General features: G+C 49.8%; 20 protein-coding genes. 11 read left to right on the top strand and 9 right to left on the bottom strand.

All coding sequences use genetic code 11. The annotated features are described in order from the left end of the window. Window positions 1-149: 149 nt before the first annotated feature. Window positions 150-551 carry a RidA family protein gene (locus AB3U87_RS20135; RefSeq protein WP_301253262.1) on the bottom strand — a complete coding sequence of 134 codons (402 nt, stop codon included), beginning with the start codon at window positions 549-551 and terminating at the stop codon, window positions 150-152. Between the two features lie 150 nt (window positions 552-701). Here AB3U87_RS20135 and AB3U87_RS20130 point away from each other — a divergent pair, with 150 nt between their 5' ends. Continuing rightward, entirely contained in the window at window positions 702-1,313 is a 612-nt protein-coding gene (locus AB3U87_RS20130; RefSeq protein ID WP_253454385.1) for a TetR/AcrR family transcriptional regulator, read from the top strand. A 105-nt stretch (window positions 1,314-1,418) separates the two neighbouring features. Here the strand turns inward: AB3U87_RS20130 and AB3U87_RS20125 are convergent, their stop codons facing one another. Both AB3U87_RS20125 and AB3U87_RS20120 read right to left on the bottom strand, forming a co-directional pair. After that, the gene (locus AB3U87_RS20125; protein ID WP_301729636.1) at window positions 1,419-2,117 is read right to left on the bottom strand and encodes an aspartate/glutamate racemase family protein; all 699 of its coding nucleotides are present in this window, start codon (window positions 2,115-2,117) and stop codon (window positions 1,419-1,421) included. 364 nt (window positions 2,118-2,481) lie between these two features. Beyond that, the gene (locus tag AB3U87_RS20120; protein WP_394150267.1) at window positions 2,482-3,489 is read right to left on the bottom strand and encodes an NAD(P)-dependent oxidoreductase; all 1,008 of its coding nucleotides are present in this window, start codon (window positions 3,487-3,489) and stop codon (window positions 2,482-2,484) included. A 99-nt stretch (window positions 3,490-3,588) separates the two neighbouring features. Here AB3U87_RS20120 and AB3U87_RS20115 point away from each other — a divergent pair, with 99 nt between their 5' ends. The 5 genes from AB3U87_RS20115 (at window position 3,589) to AB3U87_RS20095 (ending at window position 15,188) form a co-directional block, all read left to right on the top strand. Then, entirely contained in the window at window positions 3,589-4,203 is a 615-nt protein-coding gene (locus AB3U87_RS20115; protein WP_253454389.1) for a TetR/AcrR family transcriptional regulator, read from the top strand. Between the two features lie 516 nt (window positions 4,204-4,719). Next, the gene (locus tag AB3U87_RS20110) at window positions 4,720-5,199 is read left to right on the top strand and encodes a hypothetical protein (RefSeq protein ID WP_394150266.1); all 480 of its coding nucleotides are present in this window, start codon (window positions 4,720-4,722) and stop codon (window positions 5,197-5,199) included. A 532-nt stretch (window positions 5,200-5,731) separates the two neighbouring features. After that, window positions 5,732-5,893, top strand: a complete 162-nt coding sequence (locus AB3U87_RS20105) for a YnfU family zinc-binding protein (protein ID WP_301289502.1) — start codon at window positions 5,732-5,734, stop codon at window positions 5,891-5,893. A gap of 422 nt (window positions 5,894-6,315) precedes the next feature. After that, the gene (locus tag AB3U87_RS20100; protein ID WP_301289504.1) at window positions 6,316-6,519 is read left to right on the top strand and encodes a YnfU family zinc-binding protein; all 204 of its coding nucleotides are present in this window, start codon (window positions 6,316-6,318) and stop codon (window positions 6,517-6,519) included. A gap of 83 nt (window positions 6,520-6,602) precedes the next feature. After that, complete coding sequence (locus AB3U87_RS20095) at window positions 6,603-15,188, top strand: glycoside hydrolase family 94 protein (RefSeq protein ID WP_394150264.1); 8,586 nt, start codon at window positions 6,603-6,605, stop codon at window positions 15,186-15,188. Window positions 15,189-15,388: 200 nt separating this feature from the next. Here AB3U87_RS20095 and AB3U87_RS20090 read toward each other — a convergent pair whose 3' ends face one another. Further along, complete coding sequence (locus AB3U87_RS20090; RefSeq protein WP_253454405.1) at window positions 15,389-16,309, bottom strand: AraC family transcriptional regulator; 921 nt, start codon at window positions 16,307-16,309, stop codon at window positions 15,389-15,391. Window positions 16,310-16,414: 105 nt separating this feature from the next. Between AB3U87_RS20090 and AB3U87_RS20085 the strand changes: the two genes are divergently transcribed. Continuing rightward, entirely contained in the window at window positions 16,415-17,248 is an 834-nt protein-coding gene (locus tag AB3U87_RS20085; RefSeq protein ID WP_394150289.1) for an oxidoreductase, read from the top strand. Between the two features lie 284 nt (window positions 17,249-17,532). Here AB3U87_RS20085 and AB3U87_RS20080 read toward each other — a convergent pair whose 3' ends face one another. Genes AB3U87_RS20080 through AB3U87_RS20070 form a run of 3 tightly spaced genes read right to left on the bottom strand, consistent with a single transcriptional unit; the run spans window position 17,533 to window position 21,128 of the window. Further along, window positions 17,533-18,744: an aromatic amino acid transport family protein gene (locus AB3U87_RS20080; RefSeq protein WP_394150262.1), complete on the bottom strand. Its 1,212-nt coding sequence runs from the start codon at window positions 18,742-18,744 to the stop codon at window positions 17,533-17,535. 45 nt (window positions 18,745-18,789) lie between these two features. After that, window positions 18,790-20,016, bottom strand: a complete 1,227-nt coding sequence (locus tag AB3U87_RS20075; protein ID WP_301253447.1) for an aminotransferase class I/II-fold pyridoxal phosphate-dependent enzyme — start codon at window positions 20,014-20,016, stop codon at window positions 18,790-18,792. After that, window positions 19,977-21,128, bottom strand: coding sequence for an MFS transporter (locus AB3U87_RS20070; RefSeq protein ID WP_301253448.1), 1,152 nt, complete (start codon window positions 21,126-21,128; stop codon window positions 19,977-19,979). The genes AB3U87_RS20075 and AB3U87_RS20070 overlap by 40 nt, the downstream gene beginning before the upstream one ends. Window positions 21,129-21,583: 455 nt before the next feature. Between AB3U87_RS20070 and AB3U87_RS20065 the strand changes: the two genes are divergently transcribed. The 3 genes from AB3U87_RS20065 (at window position 21,584) to AB3U87_RS20055 (ending at window position 23,318) form a co-directional block, all read left to right on the top strand. Beyond that, window positions 21,584-22,177: a PDC sensor domain-containing protein gene (locus tag AB3U87_RS20065; protein WP_301729644.1), complete on the top strand. Its 594-nt coding sequence runs from the start codon at window positions 21,584-21,586 to the stop codon at window positions 22,175-22,177. Window positions 22,178-22,414: 237 nt separating this feature from the next. Next, window positions 22,415-22,783, top strand: a complete 369-nt coding sequence (locus AB3U87_RS20060; protein ID WP_253454393.1) for a nuclear transport factor 2 family protein — start codon at window positions 22,415-22,417, stop codon at window positions 22,781-22,783. A 31-nt stretch (window positions 22,784-22,814) separates the two neighbouring features. Next, the gene (locus AB3U87_RS20055) at window positions 22,815-23,318 is read left to right on the top strand and encodes a GrpB family protein (protein ID WP_301729649.1); all 504 of its coding nucleotides are present in this window, start codon (window positions 22,815-22,817) and stop codon (window positions 23,316-23,318) included. A gap of 114 nt (window positions 23,319-23,432) precedes the next feature. Here AB3U87_RS20055 and AB3U87_RS20050 read toward each other — a convergent pair. Then, a protein-coding gene (locus tag AB3U87_RS20050) for an IS3 family transposase (RefSeq protein ID WP_394150258.1) occupies window positions 23,433-24,583 on the bottom strand; the annotation gives its coding sequence in 2 pieces (ribosomal slippage) (window positions 23,433-24,325 and window positions 24,325-24,583; 1,152 coding nt in all). Between the two features lie 378 nt (window positions 24,584-24,961). Between AB3U87_RS20050 and AB3U87_RS20045 the strand changes: the two genes are divergently transcribed. Next, entirely contained in the window at window positions 24,962-25,717 is a 756-nt protein-coding gene (locus AB3U87_RS20045) for a hypothetical protein (RefSeq protein WP_394150256.1), read from the top strand. Window positions 25,718-25,732: 15 nt separating this feature from the next. On the opposite strand, the gene AB3U87_RS20040 is transcribed toward AB3U87_RS20045, so the two are convergent. After that, window positions 25,733-25,867 (bottom strand): IS3 family transposase (locus tag AB3U87_RS20040; protein WP_143362036.1); only part of this gene is annotated, 135 nt, incomplete at its 5' end.

Here is a 25,867-nt window from a genome sequence, read left to right as displayed (position 1 = left end):
CAGAAAAAAGGCCAGGCACGGGCCAGAGAATAAGAAAGGTGGGTTGAGTAATCGAATTACTCATTTAACGGCCGGTAGAACCACCTTAATTTATGCCTCTGGCCCGTGAATTCAGGGAAATATTTTTTTGCCTGTTCAGATATGATTTTTCATATCTGATGAGTTGGGATGCGGGCAATGACCTTAATTTCAAAGTCGAATCCCGCAAGCCATGTCACGCCAACGGCAGTCCAGTTTGGATAAGGGGGATGGGGAAAAATCGATTTCTTCACCTGCATAATTGTCGAAAACTGATTTTCCGGATCGGTATGATAAGTCGTGACATCAATCAGATCGTCAAAAGTACACCCCGCTGCGGCAAGCGTGGCTGCTAAATTATCAAACGCAAGCTGCACCTGCGCGGCGAAATCAGGCTCCGGCGTACCGTCTGCGCGGCTGCCGACCTGGCCGGAAACAAACAGCATATCACCAGAACGGATTGCGGCAGAATAACCATGTTCCTCATAAAGAGCATGTCGACTAGCTGGGAAAACCGGTTCACGATGGGCGATGGCCATACGATTTCCTTTGATTAGGTCGGGTTGGAATGCGGGATGCGCAGCGCACAGGAATGATTTAATATACGCTGCGTATGTACAATTAATCACACATACGCAGCGTATGTCAAATAACATACGCCGCGTATAGCATAAGGATATCGTATGGCCACCAAGAGCCGCGCCGAACTGATGAAAGAAAACCGCATAAAACTGATTGCGGCGGCACGAAAAGCATTTGCAGAAAAAGGGTTCGCAGGCGCATCAATGGATGAGCTTACTGCCAGCGTGGGCCTGACGCGTGGCGCGCTTTACCCCAATTTTGGCGATAAAAAGGGGCTGCTTGCGGCGGTTGTCGAACAGTTAGATGGTGAAATGGCGCAACGTGCTAAAGCTGCGGCGGCTACGGCTGGCAATGACTGGGAAAAGTTAATAGCTGAGGGCATCGCCTATATCGAAATGGCGATGGACGCAGAAGTACGGCGCATCGTGCTGCTTGATGGTCCGGCCTTTCTTGGCAACCCTTCTCAGTGGCCTGGTCAAAATAGCTGCCTGGAATCCACTCGCCAGAGCATTATAAAAATGAGCGCAAGCGGCGTCATAAAACCCGTCGATGCCGATGCCGCCGCACATCTTTTAAATGGTGCCGCGCTCAATGCGGCCTTGTGGATAGCAGCCAGCGACGATCCGCAGCAGGCGCTGCCAAAAGTTATTGAGGTATTCAGACTACTGGCAAGCAGCTTACTCACCCGCTCGGGCAAAGAGGAGTCTGATTAGAACGCTACTGCCGGTTCAGGCTTTTGCATGCAGAAAGATAGCCGCAGGAGCAAAGCGATAATTTCTCCTGCAGCCCAGAGGTGATATTGAAGCAAACTTCCCGCTTCAGACACTCGCACCCAGCGCTTTATCAACGGCAGCTTCGCAGTGGATCAGCGTGGTATCGAAGACAGGGACGGAAACGTTATCCCTGTTAAGCAACATGCCGACTTCGGTACAGCCAAGGATCACACAGTCAGCGCCGTTGTCAGCTAAACGCTGTGCGATATTTTCATAAACAGCGCGACTGGCCGGGTTTATAACGTCCTGGCACAGCTCCTGATAAATGATGCGATGAACCTCAGCCCGATCGGCATCATTCGGTATAACGGGCTGAAGTTTTACCGCCCTGAGCCGATCAAGATAAAAAGCTTGTTCCATCGTAAATGCGGTTGCCATCAGGCCTGGCGCTTTAAGGCCCGCTGCAAGGATCCGAGCCGCCGTTGCATCAGCAATGTGCAGCAGCGGAATGGAAACGCCGCTCATCATTTGGTCCGCCAGTTTATGCATGGTATTTGTCGCCAGTACGATAAAGTCGGCCCCGCCGCGCGCCAGCGCCAGCGCCTCCTTATTTAAAAGGGTTGCGGCGTCGTCCCATTTTCCGCTGGCCTGCAAATGTTCAATGTTGGCAAAATCCAGCGAACGGATGAGCAGCTCGGGCGAGTGTAAACCGCCCAGACGCTGACGAACCAACTCACACATTTTCCGATAATAAATTTGTGTTGAGGCTGCTGACATCCCTCCCAGGATCCCAATCGTTTGCATTGCGTTTCCTTAAATTTTTTTACCTGTTCAGGGTGGTTACTCCAGCTTATCGCTGATAGCGGCGACGTACGCCAGTTGGTATCTGCTTTGGAACTAAAGCAGGCCTGAGCACGTAAGCCCATCGTTTACTGCCATAGCCTTGGGATCCTTATTTTATTTAAGCCGTAATCCGGGTGATACCAAAACGCAGTAAAGCAATAGCATACTTACCTGAAAATGTATGTCGCCCGGGCCTGTGGCAAATAATCATGCAGGTCTGCCAGAGCGCCTTTCCCGGCATCCTTTTTAAGGCTCAGGCCTTTTCGCCCGGAGCCTGCCCGATATTAAGGGGAAAGTGGCGCACTTTTAGTACGCCACCCGACAGTTATAACAGCGGCAGTTCCAGAAGCTGCCCTCCCTCTTCCGCAAGCCGCGTTAAATAGTGCGACGCTTCCAGAATCTGATAAGGAAAGTAGAGACCCGGCGCCACCGGTGGTTTGCCATCCAGCCCGATCAGTCGTTCAAGAAGCAGGGCAATGCTCATGCCTGTCAACGGTGCTGCTCCCCCCGGATGAACGACCGCATTGCGGGTACGAAGAGCCTGCCCGGCCTGATCCAGGCCTGAAATCTCAATAATGATTTCGGTGGAGAATGTTCCTCCTTTGCGCCGGCTTGAGCTGATACCCATGCCGAGATCGAACAGGACGCTGTGCGCACCCGTAGCAGTTGCCAGCCCAACCACGTCAATCGACGAGAAGCCCGTGGCGGGGATTTTGGTGCCGTCGAGCGCTGAGAAGGTGCCCTTAGCCTCATCGCCCTCGCGCCACAGATAGACGCCGGCCCGCCGCGTGAGCGCTGCGGGCAACAGGTGGTGCAGATGGTCGAAATCAGCGGCGACCGCAGGCCCGCCAACATCCTGTTCATCGACTAACGCCCCAATGCGGATTTCATGAACCTGGCCAAACGCTATGCTCAGATGAAGCGCAGGCACCGTCGTGGCACCGACCAGCCACTCATAGCCGAGCACCACTGCCGACGCGCCCGGAGCGTGCATAAAGCTTGCGATTTCCGGAGCAATCTCGAACACGCCAGAAGAAATACTCAGATGGGGTACGCCTCGTGACTGAGCAAAGCGGAGTGCAGCAAGCGTATGGTCTTTATAGAGGACGACCACCGCACTGATTTTTCGCTCGCCGAGGCCAAGGTCTGCACGGGCAGTGTCAATCGCTATACCTTCCGCACCTCCCATTTTTGCGGCGGCGTGCTGCGCCCTGGCAAGGTCGCGCCCCCCTATCAGCAAGGGAAGATCGGGATAAGCAGCGCGTATTGCCCGGGCAGTCTGACCACCAATAGATCCGGAGCCGCCCAGCAGTAAGACAGGAGCAAATGACATAAGCGAGGTTCCTTGTGTGTGATAAGCTACTATTGGTAGGAAAGATAGCACTCCACAGCAACATAAGCTACTTTTAGTAGGTTTAATGAGAAAGAGAGAATGAAAGAACACAAGGCTCCGGCTACCGGGTCGCCTGCCCGGCGCCTGTCGAAGGCAGAACGGCGACAACAGCTTCTCGATACCGCGCTTCTGATCGTGCGCGAGGAAAATGCGGATCGCCTCACGCTGGGCCATCTGGCCGTGCGTGCAGGCGTCTCGAAACCTGTGGTTTACGATCATTTCGCGACTCGTTCGACGTTACTGATCCAGCTGTACAGGTGGATAGATATGGAACGGGTAAGGACGTTTACTGAGGCCATGAGCGCGACTTCCCGAAGCCAGCAGGAAACGGTACAGATGCTGGCGAGCGCCTATATACACTGCGCCGCAGACAAAACGGACGAGTTTCACGCAGTGGGAGCGGCGCTGGCGGGGAGTGAAGAAAAGGCGGTCGTTTTCCAGGAACTTCTGGACAATTGTGTCGCCATGTTCGCGTCAGTTCTGACACCCCATGTCAATATGACGCCCCAATCACTACAGCAATGCTGCATCGGCCTGGTCGGCGCGGGAGAAGCGCTGTCCGTGGCCCTTACCCGTGGGCGACTGAAGGAAACGGAAGCGGTTACAGCCTTCGCCTCGCTGATTGGCGGACTCATACAGACGGGCGAAAGCTGAAGGTCTGCGCAGATAACAGGCCAGGATATCAGCTTTTCGTCTGTAGCGAACACCGGCCGGTCTCGGAACATCATGCAGCGCATTCCGGTTCTGCTGTCCAGGTTCATGCCAGTATCTCAGGACAGGTGCCCGGTTCTCGCCCTGTCCTGCCTCATCAGGTTTGCCGTTTTGGGAAATGATGGCGGCCACGCGCCCCGGATGCGCGACAGCAAGACGCCAGCCTACCCGGGTGCCGTAGTCGTGAACCCTTATAAATTGCTCCGCCTGCCTGTGCTTTTAGCTGCCGGGCGCTCCTCAGTAAGTAGAATTCCTTCTGATTTCCTTATAAATTCTCTATGGAAAAGTAGAACAGTAAATTCTCACGTTGTTTCCTGATAAGCGCACATATCTGTCAAAAGTAAATGAACATAATATAATAGAAAAAATTATTAAATAATGACGTATAATTAACAATGCATTTAAAAGAGCACTAACTCATGAAAAAATGACTCAGCCATTTCGAGGGAATAAGTGTGCATGTTACCCGTCTTGCATGTGCTCGCTGGACAGCTGCGAAAGCAGGAAAAATCAGGAGCGAGGCCGCTGGGACGTTTTGCTCGCGAGGTGTTACTGTACAGTTTAGAATGCAGATGGATTGGTACCAGGCTGACTCTCGCGCTTAATAAGGAAGGGAAAATAAAGACGGAAACACACTGCCTTTACCCCTATTATAAAGGTAACTTTATGAAACCCAGAAAAAATATTTTTTTTGAAGGCAACATTATCGATAACCGGAAGTTAGGTGGGGAAAATCAGCCTTTCTTCATCCACAGGGTTGTGTTTACTAATGGGAAGTATGCGATAGTTCGGGCTGCATCTGGTGTGTGCTTCAGGCCTGGAGAAAATATTCAACGAAACGATTCCGAATGGCTTTACAACCATGAAAAAATCCGTCTACTCTCTTTCGAATACCTCGAAGAAAAGGAGTCTGTCAGGCAACTGCTTGAATATTGTTAATATAATCGCAAATCTTTCGCCAGGGAAGTTTATTTATTTACTACTGCTACCTCAGGCATTACTGCTTTTACTTTTATTTTTCCTCATCATATAGCCTGCTTTGTTTTTAACACCCCTCCAGAAAAACCACCAATTGCAGCTAAAAAATCTAACGGCCACAGGAGTTTCACGGGCAAGTGCACTATAAATATCAATAACCTGCCTGCCGTTAACCAGAAGTCAGCACGTTAAGATAGGGATTTAACCTGCCTCACCAAAGTTAGTAATGCTTAGCCAGATAACATCACAATCAGGAGATGAATTCAGCGTGGATGTTCTGTTTTAAGGTAAGTCTGCCCTCTTTCAAAGCTGTCATCTCTCCGCGCAATTTTCTGCTCTGTGCCAAAAGTGGACGTTACTCATATTATTGTGTGTCAACCGGTCAATCCGTTCCGAAAATATTTTACTACAAACCCATAAACCTTTATTAGATGTATAAAAAAACCACCAGAGATGGTAGAGTACATCTCATTCATTTTTAAGGCCAAACATCATGTCCTACTTCAATCGAATTATGGACCAAATCACCGAAATAACGTCTTCGTCTACATGTCCTGTATGTCAAAGAAAGTCCCAGCAGTCGATTAAAAAAATAGGCAAAAAGCAAACATTGCTCTGCCCACACTGCAAATCGATATTTGTAAACCCTGACTGATTAACCTGATGATAAAGAATTAAGCCAGGTGGCTTGTTAACACTGCCTGAGCCGATTAATAAGCTCCTGGCGGCAGCTTATTGTGATTATATGGGTTAGAAACCTCTTCAGAGTAAACCTGATTTGTCTGAAGACTTGTGACGCCAGCTGAGACGTCTGTGAGGATGTTAATTTACGCCGGGCATCGGCATCCGTTTACTTTGCGCTGCGTTTACGAAATACAGAACGTTATCAATTCTTTCGTAGCGTTAATCAATCAGCATGCAGGCTTCAGTTCACGGAAAAGTTAACGATTCCTCATCAGGCCACAGTCCGGCCAGTCACCATGAAAAAAAACGTCTATAATTTAGCCATTAATGCTGGCGTGAGGCGCATTTCTTGCAAGGTTAATCACCCTGTCTCTTCCTGGCTATGCAAGGAAGTTGATAAGGAGCACGCCCAGGGTCGTCTGTCCTGCCTGTGATTTGAGTTCAGACCAGCCAGCCTCAAAAGTGCGTCTGAAACAGGCGATGCTTTGTCCTGGGTGTAAAGCCCTGTTTGTCTCACCACGCCAGCCCCTGACTTTGGATCCTGACGCTGCAGTAGGCTGCAGTGAATACCTTGACCAGCAGCTGAAAAATCCCTGATGCCTTATGCACATCCTGAGAGAACGTTTCTGAACTGATTTCTCGACTGCTCCTGCGCGTTAACGTCGCACCAGAGCAATATTATGAATATGAATCCTATGGCATGGTTTCGCCGCTCCCGTCCCCTGACAAAGGCGCCCGGGTACGCTGCGTTTTCTTCGAATGACCCGGCAGCGGAAAACAGTCCGCGCCTGGAGCTGTTCTCGGCCTCTCAGCTTGAGCGTTACGGTCAAACCCTGGCTCACGCTCATAAATTGTCTGCGGATAAAATGCCGTACTATCTGCTCAGACGACTCGGTGACAATGAGGCCGTAATTACCCAAAACTGTTACGCGCTTAACGAGTATAAGAAGTCGAGCATCATGCCTGCAGGCGAGTGGCTGCTGGACAACTACTACCTGATTGAAGAGCAAATTCGCAACGTACGTCAGCATTTACCCCCAAGCTTTGGTAAGGGCCTTCCCTCACTCACCTCGCCGCACCTTTGTCCGCGTATCTATGATATTGCCACGGAGGTCGTTGTGCATGGCGACGGGCGTTGGGATATCGCCAGTCTTACCAGCTTTATTACTGCCTATCAGCAGGTTACGCCGCTGACGTTAGGCGAAGTCTGGGCATTGCCCGGCATGTTACGCCTGGCGCTGATTGAAAATCTCCGTCAGGTCAGTATTGAGGTGGTAGAGGCTCAGCATGAACGTGACCTTGCTGATATATGGGTAACACGGATGACTGAATGCGCAGAAAATGCGCCAGCTGACCTAATCATGGTTATCGCCGACATGGCGCGCTCCCGGCCGCCATTAAGCAGTGCTTTTGTCGCAGAAATGGTTCGTCGGCTGCAAGGACATGGTAATGCGCTGGCATTACCCCTGAGCTGGGTAGAACAACGCCTTGCCGAACAAGGCCTCACTACCCAGGTGCTAATACATCGCTTTAACCAGCAGCTTGCGACCAGTCAACTTTCCGTCAGCAACAGCATTGCCGGATTACGTTTGCTTAATGAAACCAACTGGCCCGATTTCGCTGAGGATATCAGCGTGGTTGAGCAAACGTTACGTCGCGATCCGGCAGGAATATATTCCTGCATGCATTTTGATACCCGCGATCATTATCGCCATGTGATTGAGATTCTGGCCCGGGAAAGTCAGCTCAGTGAGCCGGAAGTGGCGAAACGCATACTGGCGCTTGCGGAAACAACAGCACCCGGCGTGCCACATCGTCACATTGGTTACTATCTGATGGGAGAAGGACGTCGTCAGCTGGAACGCCATCTGTCAGTGAATATCTCCGGCCTCAAACGTCTGCGACACAATTTCAACAGGTTTCCCCTGTTGTCCTGGCTGGGGAGCATGAGCCTGCTAACCACGGCGACAACGGCTGCAATATTATATGACACAGCGAATCCGGTAATGGCCTGGTGGTTGATACCGCTGGCCCTGCCCCTGATTGTGGCGGTGAGTCAGCTGGTCAGCGATATGTTGAGTGAAGCGACGACCCGCTTTCGTTCTCCCCGGCCGCTGCCAAGAATGGATTTTTCTGACGGTATTCCGGTTGCTTCTTCAACCCTGGTTGCAATCCCCTGCATGCTGACAAGTTGCGAAAGCTTCAGCAAACTCCTTACCAGTCTTGAAGTGTGCTGGCTTGGCAATCAAGATGATAACCTCTGTTTCGCGCTGATTACCGATTTTGCTGACGCAGCGACGGAAAGTACGGAAGAACAACGTACGCTGTTAAGTCAGGCAATGTCGGCAATGCACGTGCTTAACCAGCGCTATCCCTGTCGCCGTCAGCGCTTTTATTTGCTTCACCGGTCGCCTGAATGGAACGCTTCTCAGGGGATCTGGATGGGTTATGAACGTAAACGAGGCAAGCTGGCGCTACTGAACAGTTGGTTACGTCATCCAGAAACGCAGTTTTCCAGCGTTGCAGACATACCCGCCAATTGCTTACCTGCAGACATCAGGTATGTCATCACGCTGGACAGTGACACGCTCCTGCCGCGTGATACCGCGCACAAACTGGTCGCAACAATGGCACATCCACTTAACAGACCTGAATACGATCCGCTGCGTCAGAGGGTAGTCAAAGGCTACGGTATTTTACAGCCGGGGCTGGCTGAAGAGATGCCCCGAGACGGTCAGGGGCGTTATGCGGCCATGCGCAGCAGCGTACCGGGTAATAACCCTTATTCAATGATGTCTTCAGATATCTATCAGGATCTTTTTGAAGAGGGATCCTTTGTCGGAAAGGGAATTTATGACGTTGATATTTTTGTGCAGGCCACCGCCAACACCTGCCCGGAAAATCTGGTTCTCAGTCATGACCTTCTTGAAGGATGCTATGCACGCGCCGGGCTGCTGAGCGAGGTCTTACTCTACGAGCAGTACCCGAACAACTACCTGTCCGACGTCGCGCGCCGTACGCGCTGGATCCGTGGCGACTGGCAACTGCTTAACTGGCTTAAGTTCCGCGTCAGAAAAGCGGATGGCAGACAGGATAAAAACCCGTTATCGGCTCTCTCTCGCTGGAAACTGTTTGATAACCTGCGCCGCAGTCTGGTCGCCCCCGCCTTACTGGTGCTGCTATTTAGCTCACTGTTGTTGGTGCCTAATCCAGGGTACTGGCTGGGCGTGCTAATCCTCATCTGGTTGCTGCCTGCCGCGTTCTGTATCACTCTCGATCTGGTCAACAAACCGCTTCGCCGCCCTCTGAGGCAACACCTGGCGCTGGTTACGGCCGGTGCGCTGAAGCGAATTTCGCGAACCGGACTCAACTTTGTTTTATTGCCGCATGAGGCGAGCTATTCACTGTATGCGATCGCCGTTACGCTCTGGCGCCTTGGCATCAGCCAGCGCAATCTCACCCAATGGACCAGCCACATTCCGGACAGTCTTCAGACCAGCGCTTCTGTGTTTCGTTTTTATCGGGCGATGTGGCTGAATGTAGCTTGTGGTGTGGCATTCACCGCGCTGACTCTGCTACTGGCACCACAATGGCTGGCGATAGCTCTGATCATTAGCCTGGCGTGGTGCCTGGCACCGCTGTTGCTGAGTTGGTTGAGCCGCCCGCCAGCGAGCAAGACTTTCCTGCCCAGCCCACAACAGAAACAACTACTGCGTCAGACCAGCAGAGAAATCTGGGCTTTTTTTGAGACATTTGTTACAGCCCAGGAAAACTGGCTTCCCCCCGACAATTATCAGGAAATCCCTGAACCGAAAATAGCTCACCGCACGTCACCCACTAACATCGGCCTTTCCCTGCTGGCTAACCTTACGGCATGGGATTTTGGCTACCTTCCTGCCGGGTCAGTATTGCAGCGCATCACACAAACGCTCGATACTCTGGATAAGATGGAGCACTACCGTGGACATTTATATAACTGGTATGACACCCGCACGCTTGCTCCGCTTAGCCCGCGTTATGTTTCCAGCGTCGACAGCGGCAACATGGCTGGTCATTTACTGACGCTACGCGAAGGACTGTCAGCCATGCGTCATCAGCCCGTCGTCAACGTTGCGCACGTACTGGAGGGGCTGAACGATACCCTGCATGTCCTGGAGAAACACTGGGGTTATAACGCGCCAGCCAGTCTGTATCTGCTGCGTATGCAGTTTATCAGTGCAGCGTCGTTACCCTCAGGACAAATGCCGGATGCCCTCCAAAAAATGCAGGCATACTGCAACGATCTGATCCAGCGATCTAAAGATCAAAGCAGTATTGTAGCGTGCTGGACAGCACGTCTGGACAGTCAGCTGCAGCAGCTCAACGATGAATGGTCGACGCTGCTTGGCTGGTTACCCGTGCAGCATAATGCCCAGCTGCTGCCTACCCTGAGTGAGATCGCAGGCGCGCAATGCATTGAGGAAGTTATCCCTCCGCCAGCCGTGATAGCCCAGGCCCGTCTGCGGCTGGCCATTATCAGTGAACTCGAACAACGGCTGGCTGATAATGCGCGAATGGATTTTGCGTTTCTCTACAATGATGCCACCAGCATGCTGAGTGTGGGTTACAACTGCGATACCAACACCCTGGACAAAAGCCACTACGATCTGCTTCCCTCTGAAATCCGTCTGACCAGCTTTGTCGCTATTGCAATGAATCAGCTACCGCTTAAAAGCTGGTATGCACTTGGCCGACTGTTTACCACTATAAATCGTGAAACCGCCCTGATGTCCTGGAGCGGTTCAATGTTTGAATATCTGATGCCGAATTTGGTGATGCCGACCTGGCGCGGCAGTCTGCTGGATGAAATGAGCAAATCCGCGGTAATAAGACAGATACACTGGGGCAAAGAGCGTGGTGTGCCATGGGGCGTGTCCGAGTCTGGCTATTATGCTTTTGATGTTCAAAACAATTATCAGTACCAGGCTTTTGGCGTACCCGGTCTGGGTCTGCGGCGCGGGCTTGCCGACGATATGGTGGTAGCCCCGTATGCCACGCTCCTGGCGCTGCTGGTTTCACCGCAAAAGGCCTGCGAAAATCTGCTCAGGCTGGAGAAGAATGGCGCGCACGGCGAGTATGGTTTTTATGAAGCGCTGGACTATACGCCATCGCGGCTGGCAACCGGGCAGCTTTTTTTGGTGGTGCAATCCTGGATGGCGCACCATCAGGGCATGGGGTTCCAGGCGCTGGGACATCTGCTGCTTGATGCACCTATGACCGGGCGGTTCATGTCGAGCCCCGCATTCAGATCAGCCAGCCTGCTTTTACAGGAACGCGTTCCCGATGCGGTCGATCTCTACAGCCCGCGCCGCCATTTTGAGTCCCACGAAGGCAGAGTGAAGCCTGTGCGCTATGAGCCGCGAATTTTCACCCATGCGGATAGTCCAACGCCCGAAATACAGTTATTGTCCAACGGACATTACCATCTGATGATAACGCCCGGCGGCGGGGGTTACAGTCGCTGGAAAAACATCGCGCTGACACGCTGGCGCAGCGATACCACCCGGGATAACTGGGGAACATTCTGTTATATCCGCGATCCGCTCACTGACGAAGTGTGGAGTAATACCTGGCAACCTACGGGTGGCGGCAGCGCGGACATCAGCGACGAAATCATCTTTACTGATGCGGGTGCCGAATTCAGACGCGTGCTCGGCTCGCTCAGCGTTAAAACCCAGGTCGTGGTCTCCCCGGAAGATGACATCGAACTACGTCGTGTCACCCTGACGCATCACGGCCGAACACCGCGGGCGTTATCGCTGATGACCTATGCCGAAGTGGTGCTTGCCCCGGATGCGAGCGACCAGTCACATCCGGCGTTCAGCAACCTGTTTATCCAGACTGAAACCGATCCCACGCGAGATGCCATCCTGTGCCACCGGCGTTCACGCTCGCCGGATGAGCAGAGCCCGTACCTGTTTCATATGATGGTAGTTCATGGTGATTATTCAGAGAACGTTTCATTCGAAACCGACAGAGCCAGGTTTATTGGCCGCGGAAAAAGCCCGGCTGACGCCCAGGCGGCCAACACGGACGGGCCGCTTAGCAACACCTCCGGCGCCGTGCTGGATCCGATACTGTCAATACGTCACGCTTTTACACTCCAGCCCGGACAGCCGGTCACCATTGATATCGTTTATGGCATCAGCGAAAACCGTCAGCAAAGCCTCAAACTGATGGAAAAATACCGCGATCATCCTATCGCCGATCGCGTTTTTGAACTTGCCTGGTCCCACAGTCTGGTGGTGTTACGGCAGATGAACGCCAGTGAAGACGACGCGACGCTGTTTAACCGTCTCGCCAGCACCATACTTTATCCCTGCCAGGAATTACGCGGTGACGAACAGGCCATCAGCCGTAACCGGCGCGGTCAGTCTGGCCTGTGGGGCTGGGGTATTTCAGGTGATTTGCCGCTTGTGCTGATCAGCATCACCAGTGAGGAGAGAATCGCCTCTGTGACCACACTGATTCAGGCACATCGATACTGGCGACTGAAAGGGCTGGAGGTGGATCTGGTTATTCTGAATAACAGCCCCGGTGGCTATCAGCATGTGCTGCAGACGCAGATTATGGATTTAATCTATGCGGGTTCAGAAGCCAGCCTGTTAGATGAACCTGGCGGGATTTTTGTCCGTAACGGCGATCATTTGTCCGCCGAAGACAAGCAGTTGCTGATAAGCGTGGCTTGCCTGAGCCTGGACGATCGCGCTGACGGCATCAACGAACAGCTTAACCAGCGTCTTCATACAACAAAAAAAATTGTCAGGCCTTTTGTGCCGTCGGTGACAGCTGAGGAAAGTAACCATACCGACTGGATACCGGATACTGACCTGTTAAGCCATTTCAACGGGTACGGCGGATTTTCTCAGGATGGCCGTGAATATCAGATCCTCTTAAGAGAAAATGCCCCGACGCCGGCACCCTGGTCAAATGTGCTGGCAAACGAGGAGTTTGGCAGCGTGATTTCTGAAGCGGGTCAGGCTTACAGCTGGTTTGAAAATGCACACGAATACCGTTTAACGCCCTGGGAAAATGATCCGGTGAGTGACCGAAGCGGTGAAGCTTTCTATCTGCGCGATGAAGAAAGTGGCGCATGCTGGTCACCCATGGCCTTGCCCATGCGCGGTCACGGGGATTATCTCACCCGCCATGGTTTTGGTTACAGCGTGTTTGCCCACCGTGAATATGGCCTGGACAGTGAAATGACGGTACTGGTGGACGGACAGGCTCCGGTTAAGCTGACAATCCTGAAGCTTACTAACCACTCAGGCCGTACACGTAAATTATCTGTCACCGCCTATGTGGAATGGACACTAGGGGCAACGCGCACTCACTCTGCCGCGCATATCATCACGCATTCGCCCAGCCTTCCTGATGGTAGTGCGGTAATGGCAAATAACTTTTACGGTTCTAACGGCGGTGAACGCACTGCCTTTTTTGCCGTTAACGATCCTCAGAGTACGGTAACGGGCGACCGCCGCGAGTTTATAGGGCGTAATGGCTCACTGCGCGCCCCGGCCGCCATGAAGCTTCGTAGACTCTCGGGCAAAACGGGGGCCGGACTTGATCCCTGTGCCGCACTACAGTCGATAACCTCCATTATTGACGGTGACGAGAAAACCTTTGTTTTTGTCCTCGGCGTGGCGGGTAACCCGACACTGGCTCAGGAGAGGGTTGCCCGTTTTCTGAGTGAGCATAACGCGCGCCAGGCGCTGGACCAGGTTCATCATTTCTGGCACAACGTTCTCGATAAAGTCGTGGTGCGGACACCTGACAGCAGCGTTGATTTGCTGGTGAACGGCTGGCTGCTGTACCAGACATTAGCATGCCGTATTATGGCGCGCAGCGGGTATTACCAGTCTGGCGGGGCATTTGGTTTCCGCGACCAGCTGCAGGATACGCTGGCGCTGAGCAACGTTGCACCGGAGCGGCTGCGCAGTCAGATTGTGCTGTGTGCCTCACGACAGTTTATTGAAGGGGATGTTCAGCACTGGTGGCATCCTCCACATGGAAATGGCGTGCGCACCCGCTGTTCGGATGACTACCTGTGGCTCCCGCTTGCGGTCTGTCACTATGTGGACACAACGGGGGATACCGGGGTGCTCGAGCAGCATATTCCCTATCTTGAAGGACGTCCGCTTATGCCCGGCGAAGAATCTGTCTACGATACGCCGGTTATCAGCCACATTGAAGAGACGCTGTGGCAGCACTGTGTAAAAGCTATTAAGCGGGGACTACACTTCGGCCAGCATGGCCTGCCGCTGATGGGGGCTGGCGACTGGAATGACGGGATGAATCTGGTCGGCATTAAAGGCAAGGGTGAAAGCGTCTGGCTCGGTTTTTTCCTCTACGATATTTTGCAGCGTTTCGCAGCGCTGGCTGAACAGCGCCAGGATACATGCGTGGCGACATTATGTCAGTCAGAAGCGCTGCGCCTGAAAGAAAATCTTGCCTCTTCGGCCTGGGATGGTGCGTGGTACCTGCGCGGCTATTTTGACGATGGTACGCCGCTGGGTTCAGAGGCATCGCAGGAGTGCAGGATCGATGCGATTGCACAAAGCTGGTCCGTTCTGTCCGGCGCAGCTGATCCTGTGCGCAGTGCCCAGGCGATGCAGTCACTGGACAGCTATCTGGTGGATAACGATGCGGGACTGATCAAGCTGCTAACGCCCCCGTTTAATGGTCACGGTACTAACCCGGGTTACATACAGGGTTATCTACCAGGCGTGCGGGAAAACGGGGGCCAGTACACGCATGGTGCCATCTGGGCGGTAATGGCGTTTGCCAGGATGGGGCAGAAAGCACGAGCGTGGCAACTGTGGTCAATGATCAATCCGGTAAACCACGCGCTTCAGGCTGAGGGCGTCAATACCTATAAAGCAGAGCCTTATGTCATGAGTGCAGATGTGTACAGCGTTACGCCCCATACCGGACGCGCCGGGTGGAGCTGGTACACCGGGTCCGCTGGCTGGGCCTACCGTCTGGTCACTGAAGAGTTACTCGGGATAAAACGTTACGGTGAAACGCTGGTTATTCGCACACAATTACCTGATGACTGGCCTTCCTTTAGCATGACCTATCAACACGGGCAGAGTCAGTATTGCATCAGTATTGCACGTGGTGAAAGTCCGTATCAGGTCACAATGGATGGTATTCAGTTGCCGGACGACAGAATTCTTTTAGTTGATGACGGACAAAACCACAGGATTGATATTATTCAGCAATAAGAAAAGGAGGCGATGAGCATAAAGTAGAAATAACAGGTGTGGATGACACACTGCAACGTTAAGTTGGTAGCCGTGTGCAAAAGATATGTTGTTATGCGAAGTCCGCTTTTCGCTCATAGCGCACCTTGTCCCGCACACATGTCCGCTTTGTGCCAGAAGCAGACCTTTCATACTTCATGGTATATTCAGGCAAATAAGCCTTAATGCGATGAAACAAATATTGACGCTTGCTGTACAGGCGGAACGGCGAAGTAACGCTGCATGCGTTTAATCTCCTCTGCGGGTGGCAGACCAAACAGGCGTTTAAACTCGCGATTAAATTGCGACGGACTTTCATAGCCGACGGCGTAACTCGCGGCGGCGGCAGTGATCTGCTGACGTACCATTAACATCCGCGCCTGGTGCAGGCGTACCGATTTTACATACTGCATCGGCGGCATCCGGGTTATTGCTTTAAAATGGCCGTGAAACGTCGGCACACTCATTCCGGCTTCCATCGCCAGTTGCGTCAGCGTTAGCGGCTCAGGGTAAGTGGCATGGATGCGCTGTAGCACTTTACCGATTTTGCCGAACTGCCCTTGCAAGGTCAGCGCGGCGCGCATTGCATTTCCCTGTGCGCCCGTTAATACGCGGAAATAGAGCTCACGTACCCGCGCAGGACCGAGGATCGCCGATTCAAGCGGATTGTTCAGGACTTCAAGCAAGCGCAGCACGGCCGTTTTTACCGCGTCGTCCATTGGGCTCGACATCATGCTTTGCGGCGCGGCTGGAGGATGTCGGGCGTCATGCTGTTCAATCTGCAACATCAGTTCAGCGGCCAACTGAAAATCCAGATGCATATAAATCGCCAGTAACGGATGTTCTGCGGAAGCGTCGGTTTCCATCACAAACGGCACCGGCACCGAAACCGCCAGGTAGTGCTGTTCATCATATAAATAGGTCTGCTGACCAAAATAGCCGCGTTTGCTACCCTGGCAGACAATCACAATCCCCGGATCGTAAAGCACAGGCGTTCTGGCAAGTGGGCGATCGGCACGCAAAATTCGCACATCAGGCAACGCAGTAAGGTTGTACCCCTCCTGCGCCGCAAGTGCTTTAACTAAGGTAATCATCCCGGGCATCACAGCACCTCATAAAATCAGGCAAGAAAAAGAGAAGATACGGCCTAAAAATGTGGCAGAACGTAGAATACCATGCAAACTTCACTGTTCATGGGAGTTCTTTTTATGACATCTGCAAAAACGATTTTAATCACCGGCGTCAGCAGTGGCTTTGGCCGTGCACTGGCGCAGGAAGCCCTCGCCACAGGCCATCGGGTCATCGGTACCGTGCGCAGCCGCGAAGCACAGCAGGCTTTCGAGGCACTTAATTCGCAGCGGGCTTTCGGCCGTCTGCTTGATATCACGGACTTTGAGCGTATTGATGAGGTGGTTGCGGAGATTGAGTCTACCGTCGGTCCGGTTGATGTGCTGGTGAACAATGCCGGTTACGGCCATGAAGGCATAATGGAAGAATCGTCGCTCGCAGAGATGCGCCGCCAGTTTGAAGTCAATGTGTTTGGCGCAGTGGCGATGATCAAAGCCATGCTACCGGGCATGCGCCAGCGCCGTCACGGCCATATTATTAATATCACCTCGATGGGCAGTTTCATTACCATGCCCGGCATCAGTTATTACTGCGGCAGCAAATTTGCACTAGAAGGAATATCAGAAACGTTAAGCAAAGAACTTGCCCTGTTCAACATATATGTGACCGCCGTGGCACCTGGCTCGTTTCGCACCGACTGGGCCGGACGATCGATGGTACGCAGCGCTCGCAGCATCTCGGACTACGACGCTTTATTTGATCCGATTCGTCAGGCACGTGAGGAAAAAAGCGGTAACCAACCCGGCGATCCCGTTAAGGCCGCACACGCCATGCTGGCAATAATTGAGAGTCAGAACCCACCAACGCATTTATTGTTAGGCAGTGATGCATTAAGTTTAGTGCGACAAAAGCTCGCGGCATTAGGTAAGGAAATAGAACAATGGGAAGAAATAACACGTTCAACGGACGGCTGATCAGCTGCTGAGACAGAGAGCATACTGGATAATGGATTATGGTGGGTCGCACAAGCGCTCATTTCGCTCGGGCATCGTGCTGATGCCCTTGCAGTTCAGCTTTTTTACTTTCAGAGCTTCCAGGCTTGCGGTGAAATCAATTTCCGCTCTTCGCTCATAGCAGACATTAATCTGAAGTTAATCCGCTTTGTGCCAAAAGCGGACGTTTGTGAATCGAGATGGTGTGATAGATGTTGTGTTTAATTCCGGGGACAGCTAACCAGTGTTAATGGCAGCGTATGCTGTCAGTTGATAAAAACTTCTGCCACCATGAAAATCCACATCAAAGTACCCACCATCAAAAATAACTTTAATGTATTATCGCTCAAAGGAAAATGATAGGTCGCAGCCACGCCTTTTTTTCGGGCGACAAGAAGTAAAACCGGCGGGAGTAACACTGCCCATATAACAAGTGCTATGCCAGCATAGGAAATGGCAAGCAGAAAACCATCAGGCTTGATAATACAAAACAGAGCCGGAGGTAAATACGTCAAAAGAACAGGTAACATTTCATTTTTCTTTACCATCCGGTTTTTCAATAAGTCACGAAAGTAATCACACAAACCTAACGAAGCTGAGAGCAAAGAAGATAATATGGCAAACATTGCGAAAAAAACCAGTATCACTTCCATTGATGCTACCGCTTTCGCGCCTTCAATCATTCTGATGAAAGGACCTATATTACCGCCGGAACGCTTGATTTCTGCAAAGGTGGCCTTATCAACCACACCCATAGATAGGGTTAACCAGTAATAGTAGATGAATGCCGAAATAAATACCCCTGCACATAAGCTTCCAACAACCTTTTTATAATTAGTCCGACCATAAATTTTGATGAGCGAGGGAATACTTCCATGAAACCCAAAGGATATAATGCAGACTGGAATGATTAAAATAAACGAAGAGACGCCATTTAATTCGGGGTTGTCAGTTAAATATTGAAGTTTGACACTTTCAAGCAAACTACCGGTGGCTAGGAAAAAAGTTATAAATTTTGCTGCAACGAAAAATGAAATAACGTAATTTGCTGTCGACCCACCCATGTAAATCAGAGATGAAACCAGAAAAGTGATTAACAAAACAGACCATGTCGCTCCATTAATGCCAAATAATTTATTAATCACCCCGGAAAAGGCAGACGATGCGCCAGAGATATAAGCATAAGTGATTACATAGAGAACAAACAGAAAGCTTGCATTAACGATCACGCTGATCCTGTGGCCCAGAAGATCCTTTGTAAAAGTATGAAAGCTTGTCCCGGAAGGAAATCGCAAATTTACATCAACCAGCATTAATCCGGTTAGAAGCATGAAAAATGCTGAGATCGATAGCGTGATTACCCCTTTTGTAAACCATACATTTTCAAGAGCCAGAGGAAGCGCAAACATGCCTCCACCCACTATCGTTGCAACCACTAAGGTTGTTCCATGGCTGAGCCCGGCAATATTTTTCATCATATTCCATTTCTCATAATGCCCGGCAAAGGCCGGGCAAAAGACAGACTACATTACTTCGTTATAGGCTAGTTTAAAACAGTTGTGAAAACGATCGATATGTTCTTTTTCATGTAATGCTGAAATAGCACACCTCAGTATGGCATTCCCCTCTGCGACCGTAGGGAACATCGCCACAGTAGTAGCGAATCCATGTTGGTGCATCTTCTTACACATCGTGATTGCGGTATCTTCATTACCGATGAGAATACCTCGTATCGGCATTCTTGTCCCTCTGTTGATGACGTCAGTATCAGCAAATTTTTCATCAAAATATGCGATAACGTCCTGCAACTGCACCTGTCTCCTGGCAACGGTGCCATCAAGGTGTAGGTCAGCAGCGGCCAGGCATGCCGCCATTCCCGGCAAGCTAGGAGGACCGCCAAATGCGTACGTGGTCCCGTAGGTTTTAATGAATTTAATCGTTTCCTCGAAGTTGCATGCAATAAATCCTCCATGCGAACCAAAAGCTTTAGACAGCGATCCCGCAATAATAATCCTGTCGTCCAGCTTATTGTCGAGGCATTCCATTACATAACCGGAGCCGTTTTCACCGAAGATAGAGGTTCCATGAGCGTCATCAATATAAGCATAACCATTATACTGACTAATTAACTTCGTCAGAAACTTAACCGGCGCCACGCCGCCCATAGAGCCTACACTGTCAGAGATAGATATCGGCGTAAGGCCATTATCATAGGCAAACTTAAATGCCTCTTCAATTTTTTTGTGATCCTGGAAATCTATACGCGCCACATCGCCAAATTGCTGCAACAGCCCCCGATTAATTTGCAAGGTAGCGTGCGCTGTTTTTTCAAGTATGAAATAAGGTTTATTGCTAAAAGTGTATTTTGGCAATGCCCCTGATGCCAGTAATGGCAAAACCGCGATATGACATGGCGTCACCGCATTGAAAGTAAGGGTGCATGCACCTTTCATGATGGCGCTTAGTTTACTTTCAATATCCCTAAAAATGTCTGGCTTAATTCGCGTTCTTGCCACCGAAAGTTGTACGCCAAAACGCTCCATTGCTTCATATACAGCCACTTTAAGTTTTTTGTGCGTTTCGATACCAAGATAAGAGCAGGACACAAACTCGATCATTTCCCTTCCATCATCGAGTCTGATTTTTTTTCCCTCTCTTTCAGTGACAATCAACTCATTGATGTTTTCCGAAAAAACACGTGTTTGATATTTTACAGATTTCTCAATTTTGTTTCTTTGCCAGTTCTGCACTTCGCTCTCCTTAAATAGCTAACTACCAGTAATGACAAAATCGCCAAGGATAATCCACTTAACCCCATCACTTTTTCAAATCCAATCCCTAAAGAAGTAGATTTTGTTACACAATAACTAATAACACCTGCACAGACAGTTTGCGTAAATCCGGTCAATGATGAAGCTACTCCCGTTTTATTACCTTTAATCTGCAATGCGGTGAAATGAGCGACTGGGTAATATGCACCTAATGTAAAATTGAACACAATGGCAGAGAGTAAATATAAAACTGGATCAGGATTTCCGATAATCAAAGGAACTAATGACAGTGCATTGATTCCAAAAAGTAAAAATGGATTTGTGAATGCGTTAAGCTTTGAAGCCTGATTTCCTGCTATGAAAAAAAGAACAGAAAGTGAAAAGACCAGTGAGTATTGAAAAGGCGTAAACTTTAAATTTTCAATAAAAATTACAGGCGTCAACGTAATAAAACAAAAAAGCGAACTCAGAATCAAGGAAACCAAAGCTGTCCCCGAAAAAAATTCGGTTGTCATAAAGCTGCCGTTATATTCTTCAGGCTTCTCTCCTGAACCAGGTAAACTTTTCGGAGCAAGAATGACCGTGATTATTCCAAAAATGAACATCGTTAAAAATATGTAGTTCCAGCTTACATAACCCAGCATTGCTCCGCCCGCGAGCGGTGCGAGCAGAGGAACTATAGCACTGGCAGAGGAAATGTCAGATAGGGCTTTTTTTAAGCTTTCAGCTGGAAAACTATCTTTTGCGATAGCTCTGGATAATACCGGTCCTGCGCCAGCACCCACGGCCTGTATAAATCTTCCTGCCATAAGTAAATAGATATTTTCAGCCATATAGCACAGCAGGCTACCTGCTGAAAAAACGATAAAACCTGCCGTTATCGTTTTTATTTTTCCTAACCTTTCACTTACAAAGCCTACACATAACTGGCTGATAGCATAAATGATAAGAAACCCGCTGACCGAAAGCTGAATAAGCGAATAATCAACCTGAAAAACTTTTTGCAGATCTGGCAGAGCCGGAACAATCATGTCGGTAGCCAGAGCTGACACAGATGCAGCCATTACAAGATATAAATACACTCGGTTCATAATCAAAATTAGCTTAAGCTCTAAAGAGCAACCAAGCTATCAAAACAACTTATAAATATCAATTTATCTTATGTAATCATAGTGCTATACAGCGTTCAGCTAAAAAAAACCTCCTTTAAATAAAAATAATATTAAAATCAATAACATATTAATTAACTGTACGATTAATGATCAGCTATTTAAGGTATTCTGTTCACGAAAAAAACAATTTAATTCCGGTTAGAAATCTATTTGTAAAATAATGATTACACAGATAGTGCTACTGAAAGGAAAGAATTAAGAATCATTCACCGCAAACCCAGCAATAACGATAGATGATAAAATCGTGATCGGTTTTTAACCACATGACAGATAGGAATCTGCTAAAAAAGTGATTTGTTAACTTTACACTTTTATGTGACATTTTTATAACAAATGAAGATGGAACTGTTGACTGGTAGCGCCTCATATATTAAATGAGGTTATCTGATGCGGTGCGCCTGAATGATGAGGCAGGTCGTTTCGCCGGCATCGCGCTGGCTATGGTAAGGGTTGACTACTTCCGGCAGTTCTACAGTTACTATACGCTGCATGAACGCGACGTCCTGGCGCTGATACTGGTTGACACCTCCGTGTTGTATATACGCCCTTTTCCGGACACGGCCATTAACCGCAGCCTTTCCTCCAGCCCGCTGTTCACAACGGTCCTGAAAACGTCAGCCAGTGGCAGCGCTACGTGGCGTTCAGCACTGGACGGCGTCGAGCGGGTATATGGCTACGCCCGTCTTGAGCAGTATCCCCTGATAGTCACGGCGGGATATGACCGTGATGCAATCAGGACGGCGTGGTTCTCTGCCAACGCTGCCGACGTTGTGCTGAACCTCGTGTTGCTTGTAATGATTACCGGCATGGGTATGTTTGTGCTCCGGCAGGTAAAGGCTAACGTCAGAAACCAGCTTGAACTTTCTGACGGCCAGGCAGACCAGGCTGACCGTCTTAAGCAGCAGGCTGACAGGGCGCTTTATAAGGCGAAAAGCAACGACCGTAACCGCATTCATGACATGAGTTAAAATGGTTTTCCGGGTAAGGGCATGCTGTCCGGCGCTGGGAAGATTTGTCCCCACTTATTGAGACCTGTCTTTCATTATTGCCGATTCTGTTCGCATACTTATCGCTGGTAAATGCGCTACCGGCACAGAGCTGACTGCTGCATAAGACGATGTCCGCTTTCTGCCAGAAGCGGAAGTAGCGCATGAACTGTTATGGTAAATTTGAACGTCCGGCTTAATCACTTGAGGATAAGCAGAATGCTTCTGGAGAAGCTCAGATTGCTTGAGTGCAGCCTTCACGGCGACAGGCGCAATGATCCGGAGTGGCTGGAACTGATTCTTCATCCTGAATTCCGTGAAATCACCCGGTCAGGTGTGACGGTCGACCGGTCAGAGACCATTGCGTCGCTTCTAAGTGAAAAGGCTGCACCGTATATTCTCAGCAGCGATTTCCGTCTTACGGAGATGGGCTGCGGTTACGCTCTGCTTCGCTATCGGACGTTTTACGCTGATGGCAGCCATCATGCATTACGTTCCTCTTGCTGGATTTGTTCGGATGAGGGCCAGTGGACCCTGTTTTTTCACCAGGGAACGCCAGCTGCAGGCAATGCCGGGGTTCAGGGTTGAGTTGCACACTTAGGACAGAGAGAATGTGTTTATGCGGAAGATTATTGTTGTGCCATACGATGATAGATGGCCTGAGATGTTTGAAGCTGAAAGTTTACTGATAAAAACATTGCTCGGTGGAATGGCTAAGGATATCCATCATATTGGAAGCACGTCAGTTCCTGGTCTCTCAGCAAAGCCCGTAATTGATATGCTACTTGAAGTTTCCGACATCAATGAACTGGATAAGTACCATTCAGCAATGGCCCACGCCGGGTATGTTGCTCGCGGTGAGAACGGGATTGCGGGGCGCAGATATTTCATTAAAGGTGGTGATCAGCGTAGTCATCAAGTCCATGCGTTTGCAGTCGGAGATATGCAGGTATTGAGACATCTTGCTTTCCGTGATTATCTTCGAAGAAACAACGACATTGCAGAAGAGTATGCTGAGATAAAACACGCAGCTGTATTACTCAGCAGGAACGATGCTCATCGCTATAGCGCCCTCAAAGCGAAATTTATAGAGCGTCATCAACAACTAGCGCTAGCTGTCTGAGAACGATTGAGATTGAGTTCGTTGCCGGGAGGGTATGTTCAATAACGATGAATTCACTGAGTAGTCATCAGTCAACGTCTGCTGTGATCCTACCCACGTAATGTGGACACGGCCCTAAGCGAGGTTTTGGTTTTCAAACTGTTCCGGGCTAAGACCGCCACAGGCACTGTAACGACGCCAGCGATTGTAATCGCACTCGATATAATTAAACACTGCCGTTCGCATTATTTCCCGGCTGGCAAAGTTCTCTCCGTGGATACATTCCACCTTCAGTGAGTGAAAGAAGCTTTCCGCACAGGCATTGTCGTAACAACAGCCTTTAGCGCTCATACTGCCCTGCAGATTATGCCGTTTCAGTAAGCTCTGGTAATTCGTTGAACAGTACTGACCACCCCGGTCTGTGTGCACGATGACATTTTCCGGGCGTTTACGCCGCCATAACGCCATCTGCAGTGCATCGCAGGCAAGCTGTGCCGTCATCCGTGAGGACATCGACCAGCCAATGACTGACCGCGACCACAGGTCAATCACCACCGCCAGATACAGCCAGCCTTCACCGGTGCGCAGATACGTGATGTCACCCACCCACTTCTGATTCGGGCCGCTGGCGTAAAAGTCCTGATTCAACAGATTCTCGGATACTGGCAGACCATGCTCACGGTAACTGACCGGGCTGAACCGGCGCGAGGCTTTCGCCCGCAGCCCCTGACGACGCAGACTGGCGGCGATAGTCTTGATGTTGTACTCCGGCAGTTCATCAGCAAGACGAGGTGCTCCATAACGCTGTTTTGCCCTGGCAAAGGTCTGTCGAACCGCATCATCGCAGACAAGTCGGAACTGTTGACGTCGGTTTATCTGGTGACGACGCTGACGCCAGGCATACCAGCCACTGCGGGCGACCTGCAGTACCCGGCACATGGCTTTAATACTGAACTCAGCCTGATGCTTTTCGATAAAGACATACTTCATTTCAGGCGTCTGGCGAAGTATGTCGCGGCCTTTTGGAGAATGGCCAGCTCCTCGCCCCGTTCAGCCAGTTGGCGTTTGAGGCGGGCATTCTCAGCGGCGAGTTCGCTCTCACGTTCAGAGGACGTTGCCTGTTGCTGCCGCTTGCTACGCCAGGTGTAAATTTGCGACTCATAAAGGCTGAGTTCGCGGGCGGCTGCGGCCACACCAATGCGCTCGGCCAGTTTCATGGCTTCGTTGCGGAATTCAGGTGTATGTTGCTTGCGTGGCTTTTTGGTGGTTGATACTGATTTTGTCATGTGAGTCACCTCTTGCTTGAGAGTTTACTCACTTAGTCGCGTGTCCACTATTGCTGGGTAAGATCATAGCGTTTTTTCATGATGACAAGCACTATTTTTAGTAGGGACGATTCATTATTTATTCATTTTTTTTCAGCTATCTGTTTGGCCTTAATCTTAAGGTGGACACACTGCAAGTGATGAAAGCTGGTGCCTGGTCAGTTTTTTGTAATAAATTCACCAACTCCATATCTTTTCATTCAGTAAAATTGAACAAAAAGACCAATAATTTACATTATGTTACTTTTATTGACTTAAAATAAACTTAATAATGACATACCTTACAAAGCATTGATGACCGCCGCTTTTCCGGAAAATTAATTATATATCAGAGAGAAAATGATTAACCCTTTTCTTTTGCAGAAAAAAAACCTTAAAAAAGTAATAAAAATTTTTATTTCCGTTAGTAGCATTTTTATAAGTTCGGGCGTTTTACCGGCCAGTCAAAAGATAGACATCCAGGATGAACGGGTTTTGAATAATCCTCCTGAAATAGTTAAGAAAGGGGATGTTCTTTACTTTGACGGCCAAATAACAAATGAGGCCTATGTATTATTCTTAAAAGAAATCGGCAACTCCAGAATCAAAACCGTCTCTGTTAACAGCATTGGTGGAGATGTGGAAAATGCTTTATCCATAGCCAGTTACATTAAAAAAAATAATATGGATATAGAAGTTCGCAGCGTCTGTGCCTCTGCGTGTGCTAACTATCTATTTGTGGCAGGTAACCGTAAATTAATTAATAATGATTCATACATCCTGTGGCACGGTGGCGCCAACGGACCAGAGCAAGAAGTTGAAATTTCTGGGGATATAACCCGCGCAGAATTTTTCAGGCTTGAATCCGTTCAACAGATAAAGAAAAAGGAAGCACTCTTTTACAAGGAGGCAGGGGTAAGAAATGAGATATGTTATTGCCCACAGCTAAAAAATAACTATCACGATACTTTCCCGGAAAAATGGTTTTCATATTCTCCGGAAGATATGAACAGATTTGGCATAAAGAATATCTCTTTTGCCACTACACCTTCTCAATGGCTTATGTCAATGAGAAAAAAACACGTCATCTTTGCCCATTATTGTAATCAGGAGTGAATCGCCACGGATAATCTAGACACTTCCGAGCCGTTGATAATACTGGTTTTCATATTCTGTCGGTGACATTTGATCGCTAGAACCATGCCGACGCTTACTGTTATAAAACATTTCGATGTAATCAAAAATATCGCTGCGGGCTTCTTCCCG

This window comes from Erwinia plantamica, from assembly GCF_043420595.1.
Classification (GTDB): domain Bacteria; phylum Pseudomonadota; class Gammaproteobacteria; order Enterobacterales; family Enterobacteriaceae; genus Erwinia; species Erwinia aeris.
Note: the sequence above shows the minus strand (reverse complement) of the source record. Positions and strands in the feature narration are given on the sequence as shown.

Bases quoted from the DNA above. Each gene is read 5' to 3' on its own strand.
- AB3U87_RS20130 (WP_253454385.1), top strand. From the start codon at position 702: ATGGCCACCAAGAGCCGCGCCGAACTGATGAAAGAAAACCGCATAAAA.
- AB3U87_RS20125 (WP_301729636.1), bottom strand. From the start codon at position 2,117: ATGCAAACGATTGGGATCCTGGGAGGGATGTCAGCAGCCTCAACACAA.
- AB3U87_RS20120 (WP_394150267.1), bottom strand. From the start codon at position 3,489: ATGTCATTTGCTCCTGTCTTACTGCTGGGCGGCTCCGGATCTATTGGT.
- AB3U87_RS20115 (WP_253454389.1), top strand. From the start codon at position 3,589: ATGAAAGAACACAAGGCTCCGGCTACCGGGTCGCCTGCCCGGCGCCTG.
- AB3U87_RS20110 (WP_394150266.1), top strand. From the start codon at position 4,720: ATGTTACCCGTCTTGCATGTGCTCGCTGGACAGCTGCGAAAGCAGGAA.
- AB3U87_RS20105 (WP_301289502.1), top strand. From the start codon at position 5,732: ATGTCCTACTTCAATCGAATTATGGACCAAATCACCGAAATAACGTCT.
- AB3U87_RS20095 (WP_394150264.1), top strand. From the start codon at position 6,603: ATGAATATGAATCCTATGGCATGGTTTCGCCGCTCCCGTCCCCTGACA.
- AB3U87_RS20090 (WP_253454405.1), bottom strand. From the start codon at position 16,309: ATGCCCGGGATGATTACCTTAGTTAAAGCACTTGCGGCGCAGGAGGGG.
- AB3U87_RS20085 (WP_394150289.1), top strand. From the start codon at position 16,415: ATGACATCTGCAAAAACGATTTTAATCACCGGCGTCAGCAGTGGCTTT.
- AB3U87_RS20080 (WP_394150262.1), bottom strand. From the start codon at position 18,744: ATGATGAAAAATATTGCCGGGCTCAGCCATGGAACAACCTTAGTGGTT.
- AB3U87_RS20070 (WP_301253448.1), bottom strand. From the start codon at position 21,128: ATGAACCGAGTGTATTTATATCTTGTAATGGCTGCATCTGTGTCAGCT.
- AB3U87_RS20065 (WP_301729644.1), top strand. From the start codon at position 21,584: ATGAGGTTATCTGATGCGGTGCGCCTGAATGATGAGGCAGGTCGTTTC.
- AB3U87_RS20060 (WP_253454393.1), top strand. From the start codon at position 22,415: ATGCTTCTGGAGAAGCTCAGATTGCTTGAGTGCAGCCTTCACGGCGAC.
- AB3U87_RS20055 (WP_301729649.1), top strand. From the start codon at position 22,815: ATGCGGAAGATTATTGTTGTGCCATACGATGATAGATGGCCTGAGATG.
- AB3U87_RS20045 (WP_394150256.1), top strand. From the start codon at position 24,962: ATGATTAACCCTTTTCTTTTGCAGAAAAAAAACCTTAAAAAAGTAATA.